The sequence below is a fragment of the Pedobacter sp. AK017 genome (assembly GCF_014200825.1).
GTDB classification, from domain to species: domain Bacteria; phylum Bacteroidota; class Bacteroidia; order Sphingobacteriales; family Sphingobacteriaceae; genus Pedobacter; species Pedobacter heparinus.
In genome coordinates this window covers 1-21,802 of the sequence record NZ_JACHCW010000010.1, presented here as the reverse complement: position 1 = coordinate 21,802, position 21,802 = coordinate 1, and the positions used below count along the sequence as shown (strand labels likewise).

The following is a 21,802-nucleotide window of genomic DNA, read 5'->3' as shown; positions in this document are numbered from 1 at the left end:
AAGATCAGGCCGGAACTTTATCCTTTTTCTCTCTTTGCCAAAAACGGTGCTGAGCAATTGCCTTAATAAAAGCCTCAGGTGTAGCTTCTATCAGTATACCTGCCTTTGCATCTGCATTGCCATTTTTCAATTTAGCACCTACATAACTTTGGTTGATCAGTTCAGCGCCTTTACCTGTGGCGGCTATGGCTTTGCAATGTCTATAAGCCTCATTAATAAAGTGAACAGCATCAGGTTCAGCCAATAGGGCGTCAATGCTTTTCCCTCCACCTGGTACATACACAGCATCAAATACCACTGATGTACCTGTCAGGAAACTCATGTCAATTTTGATTTCTTTACCAGCCGAATCCTTTAATGTGCCATTTTTAGGCGCAACCACTTTAACAACAGCACCAGCAGCAAGAAGTGCCTTTTTCATATTTTCAAAGTCTGCTGACTCAACACCATCAGCAGCCAGGAAAGCAACTTGTCTGGTCTTAATACTGTCTTTTGGCGCATTGGCCATACTCAGGGCGGGTGATTTTTCAATTTCTGATTTTACTTTAACCGGTTTATAATCTGCCGGATTGGCATCTGCACCAAGGACATGGTTAACAGGCTCCTGCGGTTTACCCGCTTTTAAACCTAAACTCTCCGCTACGGTGTTTGCAAGAGGAACACTGATTTGAGTAAGGAGGTTAACCATTCTTTGCCGGATTTCAACCCGTTCTACTTTACCCAATTCAAACTTTAATGCATCAGCAATATGGTTTTGTTCCGGCTCAGACTGACTGTTAAAGAACAAGGTAGCCTGACTAAAGAAATCCATAAAGCTTTTACTCCGTGCCCGTACTTTATGCGCATCCACACGTTCTTCATAAGAAGAAAATCCACCCTCGGCTATTGTTGCCTGGGCAGGGCTTCCGCCAGCTACAGAATTTGGATGATAACTGCTCTTCCCTACATTGATTTGCTGACGCATATGTCCATCACGCTGATTATTATGTACCGTATTCACTGAACGGTTAATGGGGATTTCATGAAAATTAGGACTGCCCAAACGGGACAATTGTGTATCCGTATAAGAGAATAAACGGCCCTGCAATAAAGGATCATTGCTGAAATCTATACCCGGAACCAGATGACCAGGGTGGAAAGCAACCTGTTCTACCTCGGCAAAGAAATTATCCGGATTGCGGTCCAGCACCATTTTACCAATTCTCTGAACAGGCACCAACTCTTCAGGGATCAGTTTAGTCGGATCCAGTAAATCGAAGCTAAACTTATGCTCATCTTCTTGTGCAACAATCTGAACGCCAAATTCCCATTCCGGGAAAGCACCGCTTTCTATCGCATCATGTAAATCCCTGCGGTGAAAATCAGGGTCTTTACCAGATATTTTTAAGGCTTCATCCCAGGCAACGGCGTGCATTCCAAGTATCGGTTTCCAGTGGAACTTGACAAAGCTGGATTTCCCTTCAGCATTAACAAACCTAAATGTATGGACACCAAAACCCTCCATCATACGAAGACTTCTCGGAATTGCCCTGTCCGACATGGCCCACATGATCATATGCATAGATTCAGGACTGAGTGAAATAAAATCCCAAAAAGAATCATGAGCTGTAGCAGCCTGAGGTATTTCGTTATCAGGTTCGGGTTTAGCCGCGTGGATCAGATCTGGAAATTTTATAGCATCCTGGATAAAGAAAACCGGCATGTTATTACCTACCAGATCGTAATTGCCTTCCTGTGTATAAAATTTGACAGAAAACCCACGAACATCTCTTGCCAGATCAGTCGAACCTCTGAACCCGGCAACAGTAGAAAAGCGTACAAACACCGGTGTCTTCACAGAAGGGTCCTGCAGAAAGCCAGCCTTGGTATACTTACCCATAGATTCATAAACCTGGAAATAACCATGGGCACCTGAACCCCTTGCGTGTACAATTCTTTCCGGAATTCTTTCGTGGTCAAAATGCGTTATCTTTTCTCTCAGGATAAAATCTTCCAGTAAAGAGGGGCCCCGTTCTCCGGCCTTCAGCGAATTCGTGTCATCATTAATTTTAAGACCCTGATTGGTGGTCATCAATTCGCCCTGATCGGAAATGGTATCCGGCGCAAGATCTTTCTGTTTTAAATTGACTGCGTTTTCAGCATTTGGCTTTTTCTTTTCCATTGTCTTACTGATTTATAGGTTGATGTTGTTTTAAAAGTTGAAGTCCCTGTTCATTACCTTGTTGTACGGCAATGTCCAATACATCCATTCCCCGATTGTCTTTTATCGTCAGGTCTGCACCATGTTGAAGGAGCAATGCAATCAGTTCATTGCGTCCAAACATTACAGCAAACATTAAAGCAGTCCCGCCATTTCCATTCAACAGATTTACATTAGCCTGATGAGCAATAAGCAACTCCGCAATATCTGCATAGCCTTTAAAACAAACCCCCATAAGTGCAGTATTGCCGCCAGTATCTATGCCGTTAACATCTGCCCCTGACCGAAGGAGTAGCCTGGCTGCTTCCGTTTGATGATTGTAACAAGCGATGATCAAAGGTGTATAACCTTTATCATCTCTCAGTTCAAGGTTGGTGTTCAGATCTATTATTTCCTGCAATAATAGTAAATCACCTGTCCTTGAAGCATGAATTAAAGCCGATATGATGTGATCCATAGTGCTAAGAACATCTGTAGCGGGAAATTGTTTATTTGAAAATCAATTAGAATTTTTAATCTTTTAAAATTTTACTGATCCCGTATTCCCAGTTCATCCTGGCAATATTCAATACCGAGATACTTTGCGGACATTCCACCTCGCAGGCCTCGGTATTGCTGCAATGTCCAAAATCTTCAGCATCCGTTTGCTGCACCATAGACAAGGCCCTTTTCCTGGATTCTACCTTACCCTGTGGCAATTTGGCCAGATGGGCGATCTTAGCCCCTGTAAACAAAGCAGCACTCGAGTTTTTGCAGGTAGCTACACAGGCCCCACAGCCAATACAGGCCGCAGCATCAAAAGCCGATTCGGCCAGTTCATGGCTAACCGGAATGCCATTTGCTTCTGGTGCCTGACCAGTATTTACAGATACAAAACCTCCGGCCATAATGATCCTGTCGAATGCCGAACGGTCTACCCTAAGGTCTCTTTTCACCGGAAAAGCCTTGGCCCTAAAGGGCTCAACGTAAATGGTATCCCCATCTTTAAACTCGCGCATATGCAACTGGCAGGTGGTGAGGTGTGCCACCGGACCATGCGCACGGCCATTGATCATCATACCACATTGCCCGCATATTCCCTCCCGGCAGTCGTGATCAAATTCTACCGGCCGCTCGCCTGCCAGCACCAGTTTTTCGTTCAGTGTGTCCATCATTTCCAGGAACGACATATGAGGAATTACCTCATCCAGCTCATAATCAACCAGTTTACCGATACTACCAGCATCTGTTTGTCTCCAAATCTTCAGATATATCTTCATAACCTCATTGCTTATTTGTAACTTCTTACGGCCAGTTCAACATTTTCAAATTTTAAGGGTTCAGGAACCAGCAATTCTTCCTGGCCTTTACCCCTATATTGCCAGGCAGATACAAAACAAAACTGTTCATCGTTCCTTAAAGCTTCTCCTTCGGGGCTCTGGTATTCTTCCCTGAAATGTGCTCCGCAGGATTCCTCCCTGGTCAGTGCATCATAGCACATCAGTTCTGCAATTTCCAGATAGTCACTCACCCTCCCCGCCTTTTCCAGTTCAGCATTCATCTCATCCTCCTCACCAGATACCTTCAGATTGTGGTAAAAATCATCCCGCAATTTGCGGATGTCATGAATTGCTTTTAACAAACCTTCCCGGCTCCGCGACAGGCCGCAATAATCATATAGCAGCTTGCCCAGAATTTTATGGTAGTGATCTGCCGTTTTATCGCCTTTAATTTCCAGTAACCGGGATAAATGTGCCCTTACCTCCACCTCTGCATCTACAAATTCCTGCCTGTTCAGGTCAAGACGCGGTACCTTAATTTCTCCGGAAAGATAATTGGATACCGTGTAGGGTGCCACAAAATATCCATCAACACAAGCCTGCAGTAAAGAATTTGCCCCCAGGCGGTTGGCCCCATGGTCCGCAAAATTGGCTTCCCCCAATGCAAACAGGCCAGGTATAGTGGTCATCAGTTCGTAATCTACCCATAGGCCGCCCATAGAGAAATGTGCTGCCGGCGAGATCATCATGGGTTCCGCATACGCATCGGTAGCCGTAATTTTACGGTACATATCAAACAGGTTGCCATATTTCTCTTTGATCTTTTGTTTCCCCTGCTCCCTTATTGCCTTAGAAAAATCGAGGTACACAGCATTCTTTTGCGGCCCTACCCCAAAACCGGCATCTATACGTTCTTTGGCTGCACGTGAAGAAATGTCGCGGGGCGCCAGGTTCCCGAATGCCGGATAGCGCCGTTCCAGGTAATAGTCACGTTCTTCCTCAGGGATATCATTTGGGTTTCTGTTTTCTCCTGTTTTTAATGGCACCCAGATGCGTCCGTCGTTTCTTAGCGATTCTGACATCAGCGTAAGTTTACTCTGGTAACTGCCCGATTGCGGCAGAGAGGTTGGATGTACCTGGGTCCAGCTTGGACAGGCCATAAAAGCTCCTTTTTTATGCGCCCGCCAGATGGCAGATGCATTGCAGCCCATAGCCAGGGTAGACAGGTAATAGATCTTTCCAAAGCCCCCTGTAGCCAGAATTACGGCATGGGCCGTATGTCTTTCTATTTCACCGGTATCCAGGTTTCGTACAATTACCCCCCTGGCCTTGCCCGCTACCACAACCAATTCCATCATTTCATGACGGGTATGCAGTTTCACATTTTTGGCAGCCACCTGCCGCATCAGCGCCTGATAAGCTCCCAGCAACAGTTGTTGCCCCGTTTGTCCCCTGGCGTAAAAGGTACGGCTTACCTGTACCCCGCCAAAAGAACGGTTATTTAAATAGCCTCCATACTCCCGGCCAAAAGGCACGCCCTGTGCTACTGCCTGGTCAATCAGCTGTGCCGAGCATTCTGCCAGACGGTATACATTTGCTTCCCTGGACCTGAAATCGCCACCTTTAATCGTATCGTAAAACATACGGTAGGTACTGTCGCCATCGTTCTTATAGTTCTTGGCCGCGTTTACCCCACCTTGTGCGGCCACAGAATGTGCCCTTCTGGCCGAATCCTGAAAACAGAAAGAAGTGATGTTATACCCCATCTCTGCCAGCGATGCCGCCGCCGCACTACCGGCAAGTCCGGTACCTACCACTATCACATCCAGTTTTTTCCGGTTGGCCGGGTTTACCAGCTTCGCATGGTCTTTATAAAAACTCCATTTATCCTTTAATGGCCCCGGTGGTATTTTAGCATTCAGTTCCATGTTATGTATGTTGGGTTAAGTAAATGTAAATGGGTATAATGGCAAAGCCGAAGGTGATGATATAGCTGTACCAGGTTCCAAAAACCCTGATCCACCGCACATATCTGGGATGGTAAACACCCAGACTGCGGGCGGCACTAAAAAAACCGTGCAGCAGGTGAAAACCAAGCGCAAACATGGCCAGTACATAAAAAAGCACATACCACCAATCGCGGTAAACCCCAACAACAATCGTATACAGATCCTTATGCCCATACTCGTCGACAGGCAACCCGCCAAACTTGTACTGGTACCAGAAATCTTTAAAATGAAATACCAGGAAAATAAGGATCAGCGTACCCAGTATCCCCATATTGCGCGAATACCATTTGCTGGAAATGCGCCGCTGGTCGTGCAGGTACTTCCCCGCTACCCTTTTATTTTTAAGGGTAATGAGCAGGGCATCCAGACAATGAATAACTATAGAAGCATACAATACATAAGAAATGACCTTAATGAAAATATTGCCCGATAAAAGTTGAGAATAACTGTTAAAACTTTCTTTTGCCTGTTCTGCAGGCAATAACAACTGCAAATTTCCCAGCAGGTGTATAACCAGGAAAAAGCACAGGAACAATCCTGTGAGCGCCATCAGCGTTTTACGCATCAGTGTAGATAAGGTGCCTTTCTGATCCATTTTTTTCAATTAATATATGCCGATAACTTTCCACCACATACCGCCAATACCCATCCAGATCACCAGGAAAACAATACTTAATATAAAACCCCGCGACCACCATTCTTTTACTTCCACAAAGGTACTTCCAAAAAATACCGGTGCCGGCCCATGCCCGTAATGGGTTAAAGTTCCATAAATCCCACCACAAAAACCCAGCGAAAGGGCCAGTAACATTGGCGGGATGCCAACAGAAATACCTACGCCCAATAGAGCGGCATACATAGAAGCTACATGCGCAGTTGCGCTGGCAAACATATAGTGGCTGTAAAAATAGACCAGTATAATGATCGGGAAAGCCATTGTCCAGCTCATGTGGCCTATTTTAGCTTTTACCAATTCACTAAACCAGGGTATTAAGCCCAGTTGGTTCAATGCACTACCCATCATTACCAAAGCCGAGAACCAGACGATGGTATCCCAGGCCCCCTTCTCACTTTTCACATCTTCCCAGGTCAGCACCTGCGAAAGCAGCAAAAACACCAGGCCTATAAAAGCAGTGGTAGTGGCATCAATTTTAAATATATCTCCGGTGATCCATAAAAAGAGTAACACAAAAAAAGCAAGCAGCATCAGCCATTCATTTCGCGTTACAGCGCCCATCTCCTTTAACTTTTCGGAGGCCATTTTTGTCGCGCCTTTTGTTCTTTTTAATTCAGGGGGGTAGATTTTATAGAGCAGGTAAGGCACAGCGATAAGTGAAACGAGGCCCGGTACTATAGCCGCCCACATCCACGACATCCAGGTAATGTGAATGCCCAGATCGGCCGCAAACTTCTGGCACATAGGGTTACTTGCCGTTGCAGTAAGGAACATGGAAGAGGTAACGAGGTTGATGTTATAGCAGCTGAGCGACAGGTAAGCCCCCAGTTTGCGGTGCGTTTCCGGCTGTTCAGGAACAGAGCCAAAATTAAGGGCCATAGATTTCATGATGGGATAAATGATGCCTCCACCCCGCGCTGTATTGCTGGGAATTGCAGGGGCCAGTACCAGATCTGCCAGGCCCAATCCGTAACCCAGTCCCAATGAACTGTGCCCAAATACCCTGATAAAAAGATAGGCAATCCTGCTACCCAGCCCGGTTTTTATGAAACCGCGGGCAATAAAAAAAGAAATACCTATCAGCCAGATTACTTTGTCACCAAAACTACTTAAAGCCAGCGAAATAGATTTACCGGGGTTTCCGGGGGCCAATACCCCGGTTAAGGCCACAACTGCAATAGCGATCATAGACATGGTGCCCATGGATGCTGCTTTGAGGATAATGCCCAGAATGGTGGCCAGAAAGATGGCCAGCAAATGCCAGGCTTCGGGTTTAACTCCTTCAGGAACCGGTAAAAACCAGATCAGCAACCCGAAAGCCAGGGTTACCAGCATCATTTTGTAATTGATCTCTTTCATCACGTTGTTGCATTTGTTAGCGTTTAGTATCAAAACCGGGCCTGCACCTGGCATATAATTCTGTTGGTATTGTATTGCGTAGTATTGGGAATATTATTTTCATAACGGTCCATCAGCAGACCCATTTGCACACGGATGGCATAAGCTTCTGCAAAAGAAGCACTGACCATAGGAATATAGCTTTGCCTTGCATTACCGTTCTGTTTAAAATCAGCATCCAGATATTCGTACCTTAAAGCAAACTCCAGGCTTTTAAGTCTTGTATTTTTAAAACCATACCCAACATTAGGTTGCAGATAAATGCCCCGCATGGCAAAGTGGCTGACAGGAATAACCGGATCTGTCTGATCAAAATAGGCAACACTGTTGATCCCCTGTTTATATTCCGAAACAAATTCCACATTCCACCTTTCATTCAATTGCTTTTTGTAGTCGATATCGGCACCATAAGCCCATATTTTCTGTCCCATATTTTTACCTGCACCAGCACTTAAACCCAGGAAGGTACTTTTACCAAGCCCAAATACGAGACGTGCCGGAACAATCTTTCCATCGTCATTGTCGCCGGTCTGGTTTCTGTTATTGCCATTATAAACACCTATATAATACTTTAAGGGGATACTGCTATTTTTGATCTCTCCAAAATAGCTGGCACCGATCTGGAAACTCTGCCAGCTGTTTGACCCAAAAAGATAATACTGATTGGAATAATCTATGGAGCGGACAAAATCAACCGGATAATTGTCTTCCTGCCCAAACTGTGGCCTGAACTGTCCGAACTGAAAATTTACATAATCATTTACGCTATACCTGATATAGGCATTTTCGAGTACTTTGTTTTGTGGATTTCCTGTAAAGTCGCCAAAATTGACCAGCATAACCGCATTGATCCGATCATTGATTGCCGCACTCAGCTGCAGTCTGGCCCTTTTTACAGAAAAGGAATTGTGTGAAAAATGCTCCGTACCGGTATGGTGCCTGCCGGTAATGTCTACATCATTGTCGAGTGAATAGTTAAACTGTGTTTGCAACATGCCCGAGAAATTGATCTTATTCTTTTCAGAAAGGGCGACATTTATGCCCTGGGCATTTGTTAAAAAAGGAAGAAAAAGCAACAAATAGAGATAGCGTTGTTTCATGAATACGTTGTTAACAACAATTAAACAAATCTTTACTATATTTTGTTTTTATGTTATATTCAAGGTCATGAAGAATACTACACTATTTTTATCCATACTTACAACTGCGCTGATGGCAGGGCTCTTTTATAGCTGGTCAATTTCAGTTATGCGCGGCCTGAAGACATTGCCCGACAGGGAATTTATCCTGTCGATGCAGGCCATGAACCGTGCCATTCAGAATCCTCTCTTTTTTATATGTTTTTTTGGTGCGGCAATATTTTTACTGATCAGTTGTTATCAGCAATTTGGCCCTTCATTAAATCGGGAGTATTATCTTTTGATAGCAGCAACCCTGATCTATTTAATTGGCGTACCAGGCCTTACAATTTTTGGTAATGTTCCGTTAAACAACATGCTGGACAGCTTTGATGTAAATGGTTCAAGTGTGGATTCACTTTCGAAAATGAGGTTGGGATTTGAGGCGAAATGGAATTATTTAAACAACATGAGAAGCATCGCTGCAATCCTGTCTACCTGTTTACTGCTTTTTGCGAAAATAGGATAGAGACGCTGCTGCTTAAATTAGAATAAATATAATTGGCTGATTAAAGATCATTTTTGACATTCCAATCCATATCTGCTGCCACAAAGTGGCCAAGATCGGTTTAATCCCCAGCTAGGACAAAAATCCGTTCGCCTTGCATTTGCTAATGTATTATTGTTAAATATCATATTTAGCATAAAAAATATCCATGAAATTTTAACCATTGTAATCTGTTTTGTACATAGGTTTACACTATTCAAGAAATTTTTAATTAAACAAATGAATGCAACTAAAATATAGTTGCAAATTAATTCCTATATTTGCATGAGTAAAATAGATAAACTACTGACAAGGTTTTATTCAAAACCTAAAGATTTTACCTGGTCGGAGGCCATTAAGGTTTTAAATTATTTTGGCTTTGAAGAAATGAAAAAAGGTAAAACTGGTGGTTCCAGAAGGAAGTTTGTCAATGGAAATAAGGATGTGATCAGTTTACATGAACCGCATCCAGGTAATATTTTAAAAGGATATCAAATTGATTTGATAATACAACAAATAAATCCAGATTATGAAGAACTATTTTGAGTATAAAGGATATATTGGATCAGTAGAGTTTAGTGCAGATGACCGGGTCTTTTTTGGAAAGATACATGGGATAAATGACCTGATAACTTTTGAGGGTGCTTCTGTAAGTGAGTTGGAAGATGCTTTTAAAGAAGCTGTTATAGATTATCTTGCAACCTGTAAAGAATTAGGTAAAAACCCAGACAAAGTATATAAAGGGTCTTTCAATGTAAGGGTTTCAGAAAAACTGCATTATGACACAGCCCTGCTAGCAAAAAAGAAAGGCGTTAATCTTAATGAGGTTGTAAAGGTGGCGCTAAACTATATTATAAAACATGAAGAGCTTGTTAGCAAGGAAAATTTATCTGTGCATTAGGAAATTCACTTATACCCCTACCCACCTACTGTCACTTACACTTTTTCTGTTAACTGCTTTAAAAGCAATATAAACCTGTAGCCCTTTGCCAACAAAACTTAAAGGCAATTCTATTTCATCTTTGCCGGTACTTCTCCGGGTACCACTTAGTACATACACGGCTTTATCCAGCTCCGGGCAGTAAATGAACAGCATGGTACGGTCATTTTTAATGCCCCAGTCCATATCTGATGCCACCTGCCAGGTAATTTCCAGTAGTGTGCCTGTAAATGTAGCTTCAGGTAAAATAGCCGGTTCCAGTGTGCCTTTGCTCAGCAAAACTTTGCTGTAATCCAGTGTAATATCCGGGTACTGGCCCTGCAGGGCATTTTTAACATTGTACGATACCGCAGCATTGTGTGGGTTTTTATCGGTACCCTGTACTTCCAGTTCAAACCCTACATTTACAAAAGGCACTGCCGGCTGCAGGAATTTAATTATTGTGGCCATTTTTTGCCTTGTAGCCAATTGTGCAGCACTTGGTTTTTTATTGGATTTGCCGATGTGGCGGATTACTGTTTTACCTTTTAATTGATAGCTCACCAGGTTACCTAGCTTGCCTTTAAATTCTCCGGATATACCGTTTGATGTTGCCATAGTTTTTTATGATGTTGGTTAGTAGTTAAGTATCAATAACCGGAAGGGTTAAGGATTTGTTTTGTACTGAGGATATAATGGGCAAGTATTGAGTATGCCTTGATTAAGCCTGGGGGTATAGCAAGGCTTAACCAACCCTTGCCCAATGGTTACTCAAGGCATACGCAAAGTTGAACGCAAACATTATTATAGCTGGGTTATTTGCTGTTGATAATGTAAACCCACGTTTTGTTTCATTGTGGCTTTCTTCCTTCACAATCTGCAGGATGTATACTTCTTGGATCTGTAAATGGGCCCAAAGCTGCCAGACGTTTACTGAGGAAAGCAAAGTTTTATTTTATATTAGAGAAAATAAAATTAACATGACCACAGTTACCCAGCAGACAATAATCTTGAATAAACTGAAAACAGAAAATTTAGTTGAAACTTTTCAGGGAGTCGAAATGGGTGATTTGGTTTTGATCGGTGATCAATTTAAGGCAAAACATATTACGTTCCATGATGCAAACTTTAATGGAGACGTACATTTTGAAAAAACCAACCTACCACAAGGAATCAGCTTTCAACATGCAAAGTTTTTAGGACATGTACAGTTTAGCGACATTACCTCTGATTATGACAGTGCATTGCAACCAGAGCAACAATTTGGATTGGTATTTGAAGACTGTCATTTTCATAATGAAGTCAGATTTTTAGGTAGTGTAAACGATGTTAATTACCATGTGAAGTTTGAACGCTGCACGTTTGATTCGGAATTGAAAATCACCAATATGAATATATCTGGTGGTGGAATCGAATTGTCAGATTGCACCATTTCTAAAGATTTAAAGCTAATAGATATCAATGGCCGGTCAGCAATTATACTTTACAATAATGTTCTAAATGGCTCCTTACATTTCTCAATGATAAAGGCATGGGACATCTCGTTTTATGGAAATAATACTTTTAATGGAAATGTAAATATTCATAATTGCGACTTAAAACACGTTTTGTCGTTTAGAAATGTAACCATCGCTGATTATGTCCATATATCGAGGATTCGTACAAGTGGACTGGGGTTAATTATTTCGGGATCGTCTTTTCTTCAGATGGTAATTGTAGATTTCCAGGATCAAAAAAGTTACGAACCTACCGGGATTTCTGGTTTTAATTTCAGTGATACCAAATTCGCAAACGGCATCCAGATTAATGGCCTTATAAACGCTTTACATGACAAACCAAAAGTTCAGAACATCACTTTAGATATGTCGGGAATGATCAGTGGTAATATTACGTTTAATTATCTTGATGTTCGTCGTTTGCGGTTGTCAGGCTATAATTCTTCTGCGAGTGTTGCCTTTAGAAATGTACATTTTAACGAGCTTAGTATAAAAACTTTTGTAAATGATGGCGGATTAATATTATCAGATGTAAAAGCTTCAGGCAGCTGGAAGGATGGAGAAGATAATTCCAGGTCTGTTTTGAAAATTGAAGATAGTAACCTTGGTAAAGCCCAGTTACTTGGCAGTAATTTTAAGTCATTTGATGATTTTTCACTTCATAACGTAATACTACAGGATATATCTACATCTATGATGACATGGCCTACTTTTTTACAGTTGGATCGCCAGGATATAGAAAAAAAGAAAATTGAATTAAAAAGTGCCAAAAAAAGTGGCAATAAGGAAAAAGAGGAAGAAATAAGAATCCAACTTTTCGATATACTTTATTCAAAAAAAGAAATAAACAGGCAATTAAAACTTGCTTATCAAAAGCAGGGAGATATACCCCTTTCGCAGAAATTCCAACAACGTGAAATGAAGTATTATCTTTTGCTCAATAAATATGAGCGGCCCAGGCGATTAAGTGAATATCTGATTTTAGTTAGCAGCCAAACAAATAATTTTGGCCAGAGCTGGCTTAAAGCATTTAAGTTATTGATATTAGCTTCCTTTGTTTGTTATATGATTCTTGCATTTCTGGTTACCAAGCGTCTTGACAGATCACATTTTTTAAGTACATGGCCGGAAATTTATTATAACTTAAAAGTATTCTTCTATTATGAGGTAAAAATCTGGTTGATTGTATTAAACCCGGCCCATTATTTAAAAGATATTGATGAAAACATTAAAGGCTTATCATTTTGGGTATATTTTGCTGATATGTTTAGCCGCATTGTAGTCTCTTATTTTATATTCCAGGTGATCAGTGCCTTTAGAAAGTTCAATAAATCTTAAATTAAAATATTTTTTCTTTTTTGTGGTTCATGTAAAGGCTTTTGTATAAGTTCGTTAAAATAACTAACTTTAATACATACTAACTTAACAGGGGAAATGAGTGCTTACAGCACATATACCGATGAGGCACTGGTAGTTCTGTTAAAACAGGGCGATGAGCTGGCATATGCCCAGATTTACGATAGATACTGGCCTTTGCTGTTCCGCTTTTCCCGAAGGATGCTGCAAAATGATGAAGATGCCGGTGATGTGGTTCAGGATATTTTTGTAATGATCTGGTCTAAATCCCAAAGCTTAGAACTTAAGGTTTCGCTAAATTCCTTTCTTTATGCCTCTGTGCGCAACAGGATTTTAAAGCACTTTGAAAAAACAAAGGTTAGAAGCAGCTACCTGAAATCATTGGAAACATTTATAGATCGTGGCGAAGAAATCACCGATCATACCATTAGGGAGCAGGAGCTTGCCAAATTGATAGAGCGTGAGATTAATTTACTTCCTCTTAAAATGCGCGAAATATTTTTATTGAGCCGTACTGCAAACATGAGCTACAAAGAAATTGCCGAGCAATTGAACATTTCTGAACTTACCGTAAAAAAACAGGTTAGCAATGCGCTAAAGATCCTTAAATTAAAATTAGGTTCATTATTCAGCATTGCCATTGCAATGCTGTAAAGTTTCCTGAAAAAAATATTTTCATTTCATCTACTACTTTTTACCGAGCAACCGTTCATAACCATAAATGGAGCAAAAGCTACATAGTATGGAAAACCGAAGAGCCCAGGAATTATTAGATAGGTATCAGAACAATCTGTGTACCGAGCACGAACGTGCTATTGTGGAAAGCTGGTTTTTAGACCTTGCTAAAAACAAAGAGGACAACTTGCCTGAGCCAGCATATGAACTGTTAAAGCAGGACTATTGGAACCGTATCCAGGCTCAACAGTTAAAAGATAAAAAGAGCATTAAACTTTGGCCAAGTATTGGCGTGGCCGCTGCAGTTATTGGCTTAGCTGTTTGCATATATTTCTTTACTGCTCCAAGTCATCCCAAACCTGGTTCAGGATCTCCGAGTTATGCCAATGACATTGGCCCGGGAAAAAATACAGCAACACTGATCATAAACAAACAAGGTAAGGTGATACAACTTAGTGATGCCAAGACTGGGGTAATTTTTAACAAAGATAAAGTAACCTATAATGATGGTACTGCAATAGGTGGTCGTGATCCTGAATTTAGTTCAGGAACTCAAACAGACAAAGCCGTTCCCCTTAGCCTACTCACCCCCCTTGGTGGAACGTATTCTACAATACTACCCGATGGCACCAAAGTTTGGCTAAATGCTGATAGTAAATTGGAGTTTTTATCAAATTTTAGGAATGTTGCCCAAAGAATTGTAAAACTTACCGGCGAAGCCTATTTCGAGGTAGCAAAAGATAAAGCACATCCTTTTATTGTACAGAGTGCCGGACAAAATGTAACCGTATTAGGTACACACTTTAACATTAGCGCCTATAAGGGCGAAGGGATCAGGACTACCCTACTGGAAGGCAGTGTAAAGGTGAACGCAGTAAGCCTAAAACCCAACCAGCAATCCCTCCTAACCGGCAATACCATCAAAGTTAGCCAGGCTAACATTGAAGAAACAATGGCCTGGAAAAATGGAAACTTCATTTTTAATGGTGAAAGCATACAAAACATTATGCTGAAGCTACAGCGCTGGTACGACATAGAAGTGAATTACCAGGGCGATGTAAGTACTGAACTATATTATGGCAATATATCCCGTTTTAAAAACATAAGTGAAGTATTAAAGATGCTTGAAAAAGCACAAGGCGTTCATTTTAAAGTAGAAGGAAGGAGGGTTACGGTTACACAGTAACCACACGCCTCAATTGAGCTATACCACCAAACAAAAAAAAGTCACCTGGCTGTAACCAGATGACTTAAAGATTAGCCCTATTGTTATAAAGTAATTATAAACCTCGCAATGCCCCTGCACCTTGTAAATGTTAAGGCAAAGCGAACCGAACTAAACTGATATACAAATGTATAATTTTTTACAAAAGAAATTAGGTAAGCCTCCGCGCTGCTTAAATAAACTGTTACTTGTTATGAAAATCACCAGTTTCATCATAACTGCAGTCATCCTTCAAGTAAGTGCAAGCAGCTTTGCGCAAAAAATAACGCTGTCAAAAAATAATGCTTCCTTATTAGAAGTTTTTGCCCAGATTAAAGCACAAACCGGATACGACTTTTTGTTTAACGCCAGTACCCTGAAAGATTCGAAAAGGGTGAATGTGAATATCAGTAACATGGAACTGAAGGATGCGCTTGACAAGGTGTTTGAAGGGCAACAGCTGGCTTTTTCCATAGAAAACAAATCAGTAGTAGTTTCAAGGAAAACGCCTTCCTTTCTGGACAAGATACTGGGAAGTGATAATAGTAATCTGCGTGGTGTTATTGATGTTAAAGGTAAAGTCCTTAATGAAAACGGGCAGCCGCTTTCGGGAGCGTTGATTAAGAAAAAAAGCGATAGCCGGGGTGTAACTACTGATGCAGGCGGCAATTTCTTTTTTAAGGGAATTGATGAAAAAGATATGTTGATTATTTCTTATCTGGGTTACGCCACACAGGAAATAAAGCCTTCTGCAAGCCCTATTATTTACATGAAACTTACTACCAACGCGCTTGACCAGGTGGTGATCCAGGCTTATGGTACTACTAGTAACAGGTTAAGAACAGGAAATATAGCCACAGTAACGGCAGCAGAGATTGAACGGCGGCCAGTCACAAACGTATTGACTGCGCTACAGGGAAAAGTAGCTGGGCTTGAAATTAAAGCCAGCAGTGGTCATGAAAGCGGAGGGTTTAAAGTGGAGATCAGGGGGCGTAAATTTTTGAATGATAGACAAAACCCAGATCCACTTTACATCGTGGATGGCGTTCCTTTGACAGTTCTTGAATTTAACAATACCGGATCCCCCGATGGGGGCAACGGATTTCTTCAGGGCGGAATTGATGCACCACAGGGAATAAGAGGGCAAAGCCCGCTTTTCAGTTTAAATCCAAATGACATTGAAAGCGTTACCGTACTGAAAGATGCAGATGCAACTGCCATTTATGGTTCGCGAGGTGGAAGTGGCGTGATTGTAATTACCACAAAAAAAGGAAAAATAGGAAAAACCCAGCTTGAGGCTTCATTTACTTCAGGTATTTCCAAGGTGCCTAAATTTTATGATTTGATGGACACAAAAGAGTATGTGGCCATGCGTAAAGAAGCTTTTCAAAATGACAGAATAACTCCTGAAGCTTGGAACGCTGGTGATCTGGTTGTGTGGGATACTACCCGTTATACAGACTGGCAAAGGCTTTTATACGGAGGTACTGGTAAAAGAAACATTGCCCAACTCAATTTAACTGGAGGACATAATCAAATGACCTTTCGTTTGGGTGGAAATTTTACCCGTACAACTGGAGTTAATGCTGTTAGTGGAGGTGTAGAAAAGGCTTCTTTACAATCCAATTTGTCACATACTAGCCTAAATAACAAATTGAATTTATCTTTTACTAATATTTTTAGCTATCAGAAAGTTAACGAAATCAATTATATGGGCGGGTTGGCGTTGCTGGCACCTAATGCACCTCCTATATTTAACCAAGCGGGCAAACTAAATTATAAAGAATGGAACCCGGTGACAAGCTTTCCGTTCGGAGAGTTAGGTAACCCTCCCTATGAATCGAAAAGCAATTTCCTTAATAGTCAATTGCAGGTAAAGTATCAGTTTGTCAAGAAATTACAATTCACCGCTAATATCGGATACAGTAGCCACTTGGTCAACCAAGTTCGAGTTAACACAATTGCATCCCAGGATCCAGAACTTAATCCCACAGGAAGCTCTGGCTTTGGGAATTCTCAAGGACAAAGATGGATTGTTGAACCCCAATTTAACTTTCAAACAGAATTATCAAAAGGTAGGCTTGATATTATGACAGGTGTATCATTGCAAAAGACTTCGCAAGAAGGAAGCAGTTCTAATGGCAGTGGCTATGTTAATGACAATTTGTTGTATTCCGTCGCAAATGCTCCATTGACATCTACTTCCAATTTTAGAGCACAATACAATTATGCAGCGATTTTTGGGCGGATTACTTACAATTGGGCAGATCAATACATAATAAATTTATCGGCCAGGCGGGACGGTTCTTCTCGATTTGGCCCCAACAAACAATATGGGAACTTTGCTGCCGTTGGACTTGCGTGGATATTTACAGAAAACAAGTTTTTTGAAAATCATTTTAAATGGTTAAGTCTGGGCAAACTTCGTGCAAGTTATGGTACTGCGGGAAGTGATGGAGTAGGCGATTATAGTTTCTTGTCCAGGTGGACAGCGAATACTTCAATAGTTACCCCTTATCAGGGGGTGACATCTTATGCTGCAACTCAACATTTTAATCCTAATTTACAGTGGCAGAGAAATAAAAAAATTGAGGTGGCTTTACAGTTAGGATTCCTCAATGATAAAATTTCAGTAGAGTTGGTCAACTATAAAGATCGATGTGGGAATCAATTGGCAAACTACCCACTTTCAATTATAACTGGTTTTAGCGGTGTTTTGGCCAATATACCTGCAACAGTGGAAAATAGTGGTTACGAAGCAACAGTAACAACAAACATTGTTGATAAGAAAGACTTTTCGGTATCTTTAAATTTTAATATAGGGGGCAATAAAAACAAGCTAATTGCATTTCCTAATCTGGAACAATCCCCATATTACCTTAAATATTTTGTTGGAAGGCCGCTCAATTTATCATCTGTTTTCCATTATACAGGTATCGACCCACAGACTGGCCTATATACTGTTGAAGACTTGGATAAAGATGGTGCTATTCGATACACAAGAGACAAAATTTTAAACGATAAATATCTAAGAAATTATAATATTAGGTTTGCTGGTGGTTTCGGCATGGATTTCCGGTATAAAAGCTTAAATGCCAATTTATTCTTTTCTTATGTGCGCAAGCCCTTTGAAATAAGTGCCATTTTCAATGGTATTCCAGGAACATTTGGATTTGGAACAGACAATCAATCTACGCAGTTGCTTAATCGCTGGCAGAATCCTGGAGATCAAGCCTTGTTCGCTAGATATACGACGATGTCCAATAGCTCAGATACTTTCTTTCAATCCTCGGATGGAGTTTATTCAGATGCCTCATTTATAAAATTGAATAATGCTTCACTATCGTATGATTTACCAAATAAGGTCGCAAAAAAAATTGGAGTTGGTAAGTTTAACGTCTTCGTAAGGTGTGAAAACATTTTTACTATTAGCAGATATAATGGCTTAGATCCTGAAATGATTTATTTGGGTTTACTACCTCAATTGCGAACAATTACAGTTGGTGTTAATGTTAATCTCTAAAAAACAACATTATGAATTCTATAGATAAAAATGGAATAAAGGCAACGATTAAAAAACAGATTGAAATTGGTTTAATTGTGCTATTGGTAATTCATAGCGGATGTAACAAATTGGTCGAAATTGATCCTCCAGTGGATACCATAACTACTGAGCAAGTATTTGCTGACGATAATAATGCGATAGCAGCAGTTACGGGGATATATAGCAAACTTGCTGGGAAAAATGAACCTTTCTCAACTGCGAATGGAGGGACTAGTATAGTTACAGGACTTTCTTCTGATGAACTTGCAATTTTTAGTTCAGCTCAATCTTTAATGGTTATTTATCGTAACGAATTGGTCGAACGGGGACCTCATGTTCAAATTGATGGACTTTGGAGACGAACATATGAATACATTTTTCCGATAAATGTCTGCCTTGAGAACCTCAATAAGTCACCAGGAATTACTGCAACAACTAGATTAAAGTTACTTGCTGAAGTAAAATTTTTAAGGACTTTTTGTTATTTCAATCTGATCAATTTATATGGTGATGTACCATTTGTTGAAACTACGGACTGGGACAAGTCACGGCTAACAAAAAAAATGTCTAAAGCTGAAATCTATCAAATTCTGATCAATGACTTATTGGAGATTAAAGGAGTACTTCCGGAGGATTATACTTCTTATAACAATGAAAGGGTTAGAGCCACAAGATGGGCTGCAGAAGCATTGTTGGCGAGGTTGTATTTGTATAACGAAAATTGGGTACAAGCCGAAATTTCAGCAACCAATGTTATCAGCAATACGTTGTATTCTTTACCACCAAATTTGAGTGATGTCTTTCTTAAAAACAGTAAAGAAGCCATCTTGCAGTGGCACAATTCTTCCAGTGTAGGGAGTGTTACTCAAAACATCACTCCTGAGGGCTATGTCTTCATACCGCAATTCAATAACAGGCCACCAGATTATTTTTTGAGCAACCAACTATTGAGTTCATTTGAAGTCGATGATAAAAGAAAAATAGATTGGATCAAAACGATCACTTATTTGAATAAGCAGTATAGCTTTTCTTTTAAATATAAAAAGGGGTTTCCTGATATGGTTCCCAATGGTCCGGTTACTGAGTATTCTATGGTATTACGCCTGGCAGAACAATATTTGATTAGGGCGGAAGCAAGGGTCAACCAGGATAACATTAATGGTGCAAAAGCTGATCTGGATGTGATTAGAAAGCGGGCAGGATTGGGAGTGACAACAGCTACTAGCAAAGAACAACTTTTGGCGGCTATAGAACAGGAACGAAGAGTAGAATTGTTTACAGAATCTGGCCATCGCTGGTTTGATTTAAAAAGAACTGGTAGAATTGATGCGGTAATGAGTGTAGTTACACCGCAAAAATCCAATGGTGCCACAATATGGAAAAGTTATCAGCAAGTGTACCCAATACCTTACGGAGAAATAACATTGAATCCTAACCTCACACAAAATTCCGGGTATTAATTCTATAAAAACCCATTTAAACCATCAAAATGAAATATACAAATAAAATATTGACGGCTATTGTGTTGACAATAGGCCTATCATCTTGTGATAAGAATGAAGAACCATCACCCTTAAGCTCTTTGTATGTGATTAATGGAACAGTTAACCTGCCTTCTGTTAAGGTAAATACGACCGGAGCAGCCTTCGATTTTTCTAAGTTTAACGATCCGATTGGTTACGGCGCAGGCAAAATATACAGCGTAAAAGCTGGGACAGTAACCATTATGGGTGCGTCCTCAGCTACGCCAGCAGCAAATCTGTTTAGCTTTACCCGCGATTTTAAACCCCAGGCTATGTACTCACTTTACCTTGCCGGGCAAATGCCAAATGTAGAGACAGTAGTGAATGAGGAAACTTATCCAAAGTATACGGGCGAAGTAATAGCAGTTAGAGTGATTAACCTGATGCCAAACAGCACACCACTCAACGTAACATTGGCTAGTACTCCGGGGGTAAATGAATTTACTAATATCGCTTACAAGCAGCAAAGTAACTTCAAAAAATATGCGGCAACAGATGCAACACCAAGTGATTATTTTGACTTCCAGGTGCGCGATGCTGCGGGAAATTTGATCAGCAATTATCTTTTTGGCTACTATGATGCAATTAATGGCAAGAATAAGTATATCACACTGGTAATTACCGGAATGATTGGGGGTACCGATGCCGCTACACCATCGGTATCTTTTTTATTGAGTAATTAATAAGAACCTGTGGATTGATGCTCTATTGTCCATAAACGTTGATGCGGGAGGCATGGTGTGGTTACAGCCTCCCGCATCAACAAAATTTATTGAAATATAATGGAACCAACCGAGCATTGGTTGATGAGTTTATAAAGCAGGGGGATGTTGTGATTACCAAATAAGGAATAAAAAAATGCTGAAGATAGTAACCAGATAATGTCGCTCATGTTTGGTTATACAGAAAGTTCGGGAAGGTGCCATTATCCATTGCCCTTTCCGGCTTTTTATAAACAATATAATGCACTAGTACTGTTGAAATGAACAAACTAATTAAATTATCTAACTAATGGAACAAAATGAGTTACCGGAAAACCCAATGGCTTTTTTAACTGGCAGAAAGGATGGAGTGTTTACCACAGAAGATCTGATGCGGCTTGGACTGACCAGGGATGAAGCCAATAAGGTAATGAAGCAGCTTTGCAGGGATGGTGTAGTACGGCTGGTGCCGGTGGTTAGTGGTATGAATTAAATGAAAAAATTAACGTCTCTCCTTTCATAAACGGGTGGGTTTATATTGGAGCCGGGGGTGTAAGCAACTCCCGGTTTTTTTAAAGTTGAGGTTCATCAAAATATTGATAATGTAGCCAAATAATTATGATTGATAAAAATATTTTACTGGCCCGTTTCTGGGCAAACGCCAACCAGTTTACAACTGCCGACGGTGTTGAGGTTGACCTGCATGGTGATGACATCGTAGTGGTATCTACCACATTGAAAAATACGGCCGGAGACTTTCGCGAAATACAGATGATGGCAGAATTTGGTCTGGATGCTTTTTTAGCCGAAATGGAAGTTCAGCTGCTGGATGATGTGATGGAAATTGACCTGAACATGTTGTTTGCCTGGCTGATTGGCGGCACAGCAGGATATCATATCATGAAGGGAAACACTGAATAAATGAACATACTGCCATACATTGCTGCTTTGGAAAAGGTACTTGCAGAATTGCCGGAAAAAGGCCATTTGCTTACCCTGCATGAATATGCCCTGGACGACCGGATCTTGCTGCACAAAATGATATTCCGTTTTTTAGATTTTAGTTACGCGGAAACAGTTTTCCTGCTGAAAGGGCTGATCATTTATCAGCAGCGCTGGGGTGAGTTAAATGAAATTGCAAAAGAAGGGATAAGAGAAGTAAGCACAGTGCTGATGC

General features: G+C 40.8%; 19 protein-coding genes and 1 pseudogene. 12 read left to right on the top strand and 8 right to left on the bottom strand.

Features of this window, described 5'->3' with window-relative positions; all coding sequences use genetic code 11:
• Positions 1 to 4: 4 nt before the first annotated feature.
• Genes HDC92_RS15095 through HDC92_RS15065 form a run of 7 tightly spaced genes read right to left on the bottom strand, consistent with a single transcriptional unit; the run spans position 5 to position 8,642 of the window.
• A complete protein-coding gene (locus HDC92_RS15095) occupies positions 5 to 2,161 on the bottom strand; it encodes a catalase (protein WP_183875709.1) in 2,157 nt (718 codons plus the stop codon).
• A gap of 4 nt (positions 2,162 to 2,165) precedes the next feature.
• Complete coding sequence (locus HDC92_RS15090; RefSeq protein ID WP_015809066.1) at positions 2,166 to 2,657, bottom strand: ankyrin repeat domain-containing protein; 492 nt, start codon at positions 2,655 to 2,657, stop codon at positions 2,166 to 2,168.
• Positions 2,658 to 2,712: 55 nt separating this feature from the next.
• Entirely contained in the window at positions 2,713 to 3,459 is a 747-nt protein-coding gene (locus HDC92_RS15085; protein ID WP_183875707.1) for a succinate dehydrogenase/fumarate reductase iron-sulfur subunit, read from the bottom strand.
• Between the two features lie 11 nt (positions 3,460 to 3,470).
• Positions 3,471 to 5,387: a fumarate reductase/succinate dehydrogenase flavoprotein subunit gene (locus HDC92_RS15080; protein ID WP_183875706.1), complete on the bottom strand. Its 1,917-nt coding sequence runs from the start codon at positions 5,385 to 5,387 to the stop codon at positions 3,471 to 3,473.
• Position 5,388: 1 nt separating this feature from the next.
• Entirely contained in the window at positions 5,389 to 6,063 is a 675-nt protein-coding gene (locus HDC92_RS15075) for a succinate dehydrogenase cytochrome b subunit (protein ID WP_015809069.1), read from the bottom strand.
• Positions 6,064 to 6,072: 9 nt separating this feature from the next.
• On the bottom strand, positions 6,073 to 7,503 hold the full coding sequence (locus HDC92_RS15070) for an anion permease (RefSeq protein ID WP_183875704.1): 1,431 nt from the start codon (positions 7,501 to 7,503) through the stop codon (positions 6,073 to 6,075).
• 29 nt (positions 7,504 to 7,532) lie between these two features.
• On the bottom strand, positions 7,533 to 8,642 hold the full coding sequence (locus HDC92_RS15065; protein WP_183875702.1) for a porin: 1,110 nt from the start codon (positions 8,640 to 8,642) through the stop codon (positions 7,533 to 7,535).
• A 67-nt stretch (positions 8,643 to 8,709) separates the two neighbouring features.
• Here HDC92_RS15065 and HDC92_RS15060 point away from each other — a divergent pair, with 67 nt between their 5' ends.
• The 3 genes from HDC92_RS15060 (at position 8,710) to HDC92_RS15050 (ending at position 10,108) form a co-directional block, all read left to right on the top strand.
• The gene (locus HDC92_RS15060) at positions 8,710 to 9,189 is read left to right on the top strand and encodes a DUF1772 domain-containing protein (RefSeq protein ID WP_183875700.1); all 480 of its coding nucleotides are present in this window, start codon (positions 8,710 to 8,712) and stop codon (positions 9,187 to 9,189) included.
• Positions 9,190 to 9,492: 303 nt separating this feature from the next.
• Positions 9,493 to 9,753, top strand: coding sequence for a type II toxin-antitoxin system HicA family toxin (locus HDC92_RS15055; RefSeq protein WP_183875698.1), 261 nt, complete (start codon positions 9,493 to 9,495; stop codon positions 9,751 to 9,753).
• Positions 9,737 to 10,108, top strand: coding sequence for a type II toxin-antitoxin system HicB family antitoxin (locus HDC92_RS15050; RefSeq protein ID WP_183875696.1), 372 nt, complete (start codon positions 9,737 to 9,739; stop codon positions 10,106 to 10,108). Before HDC92_RS15055 ends, HDC92_RS15050 begins: the two co-directional genes overlap by 17 nt.
• 9 nt (positions 10,109 to 10,117) lie before the next feature.
• Here the strand turns inward: HDC92_RS15050 and HDC92_RS15045 are convergent, their stop codons facing one another.
• Positions 10,118 to 10,744: a DUF6266 family protein gene (locus tag HDC92_RS15045; protein ID WP_183875694.1), complete on the bottom strand. Its 627-nt coding sequence runs from the start codon at positions 10,742 to 10,744 to the stop codon at positions 10,118 to 10,120.
• Between the two features lie 392 nt (positions 10,745 to 11,136).
• Between HDC92_RS15045 and HDC92_RS15040 the strand changes: the two genes are divergently transcribed.
• The 9 genes and pseudogenes from HDC92_RS15040 to HDC92_RS15000 form a co-directional block, all read left to right on the top strand.
• Positions 11,137 to 12,960, top strand: coding sequence for a pentapeptide repeat-containing protein (locus HDC92_RS15040; RefSeq protein WP_183875692.1), 1,824 nt, complete (start codon positions 11,137 to 11,139; stop codon positions 12,958 to 12,960).
• A 96-nt stretch (positions 12,961 to 13,056) separates the two neighbouring features.
• Positions 13,057 to 13,632, top strand: coding sequence for an RNA polymerase sigma factor (locus tag HDC92_RS15035; RefSeq protein ID WP_183875690.1), 576 nt, complete (start codon positions 13,057 to 13,059; stop codon positions 13,630 to 13,632).
• An 88-nt stretch (positions 13,633 to 13,720) separates the two neighbouring features.
• Positions 13,721 to 14,839, top strand: coding sequence for a FecR family protein (locus HDC92_RS15030; protein WP_183875688.1), 1,119 nt, complete (start codon positions 13,721 to 13,723; stop codon positions 14,837 to 14,839).
• Positions 14,840 to 15,005: 166 nt separating this feature from the next.
• Complete coding sequence (locus tag HDC92_RS15025) at positions 15,006 to 18,380, top strand: SusC/RagA family TonB-linked outer membrane protein (RefSeq protein ID WP_183875685.1); 3,375 nt, start codon at positions 15,006 to 15,008, stop codon at positions 18,378 to 18,380.
• A gap of 11 nt (positions 18,381 to 18,391) precedes the next feature.
• Positions 18,392 to 19,861: a RagB/SusD family nutrient uptake outer membrane protein gene (locus tag HDC92_RS15020; protein WP_183875683.1), complete on the top strand. Its 1,470-nt coding sequence runs from the start codon at positions 18,392 to 18,394 to the stop codon at positions 19,859 to 19,861.
• Positions 19,862 to 19,890: 29 nt separating this feature from the next.
• Positions 19,891 to 20,607, top strand: a complete 717-nt coding sequence (locus tag HDC92_RS15015; protein ID WP_183875682.1) for a hypothetical protein — start codon at positions 19,891 to 19,893, stop codon at positions 20,605 to 20,607.
• A gap of 328 nt (positions 20,608 to 20,935) precedes the next feature.
• Positions 20,936 to 21,118 carry a hypothetical protein gene (locus tag HDC92_RS15010; protein ID WP_183875680.1) on the top strand — a complete coding sequence of 61 codons (183 nt, stop codon included), beginning with the start codon at positions 20,936 to 20,938 and terminating at the stop codon, positions 21,116 to 21,118.
• A gap of 125 nt (positions 21,119 to 21,243) precedes the next feature.
• Positions 21,244 to 21,546, top strand: a complete 303-nt coding sequence (locus HDC92_RS15005) for a hypothetical protein (RefSeq protein WP_183875678.1) — start codon at positions 21,244 to 21,246, stop codon at positions 21,544 to 21,546.
• Positions 21,547 to 21,802 (top strand): annotated as a pseudogene (locus tag HDC92_RS15000) (hypothetical protein); the annotation flags it as partial.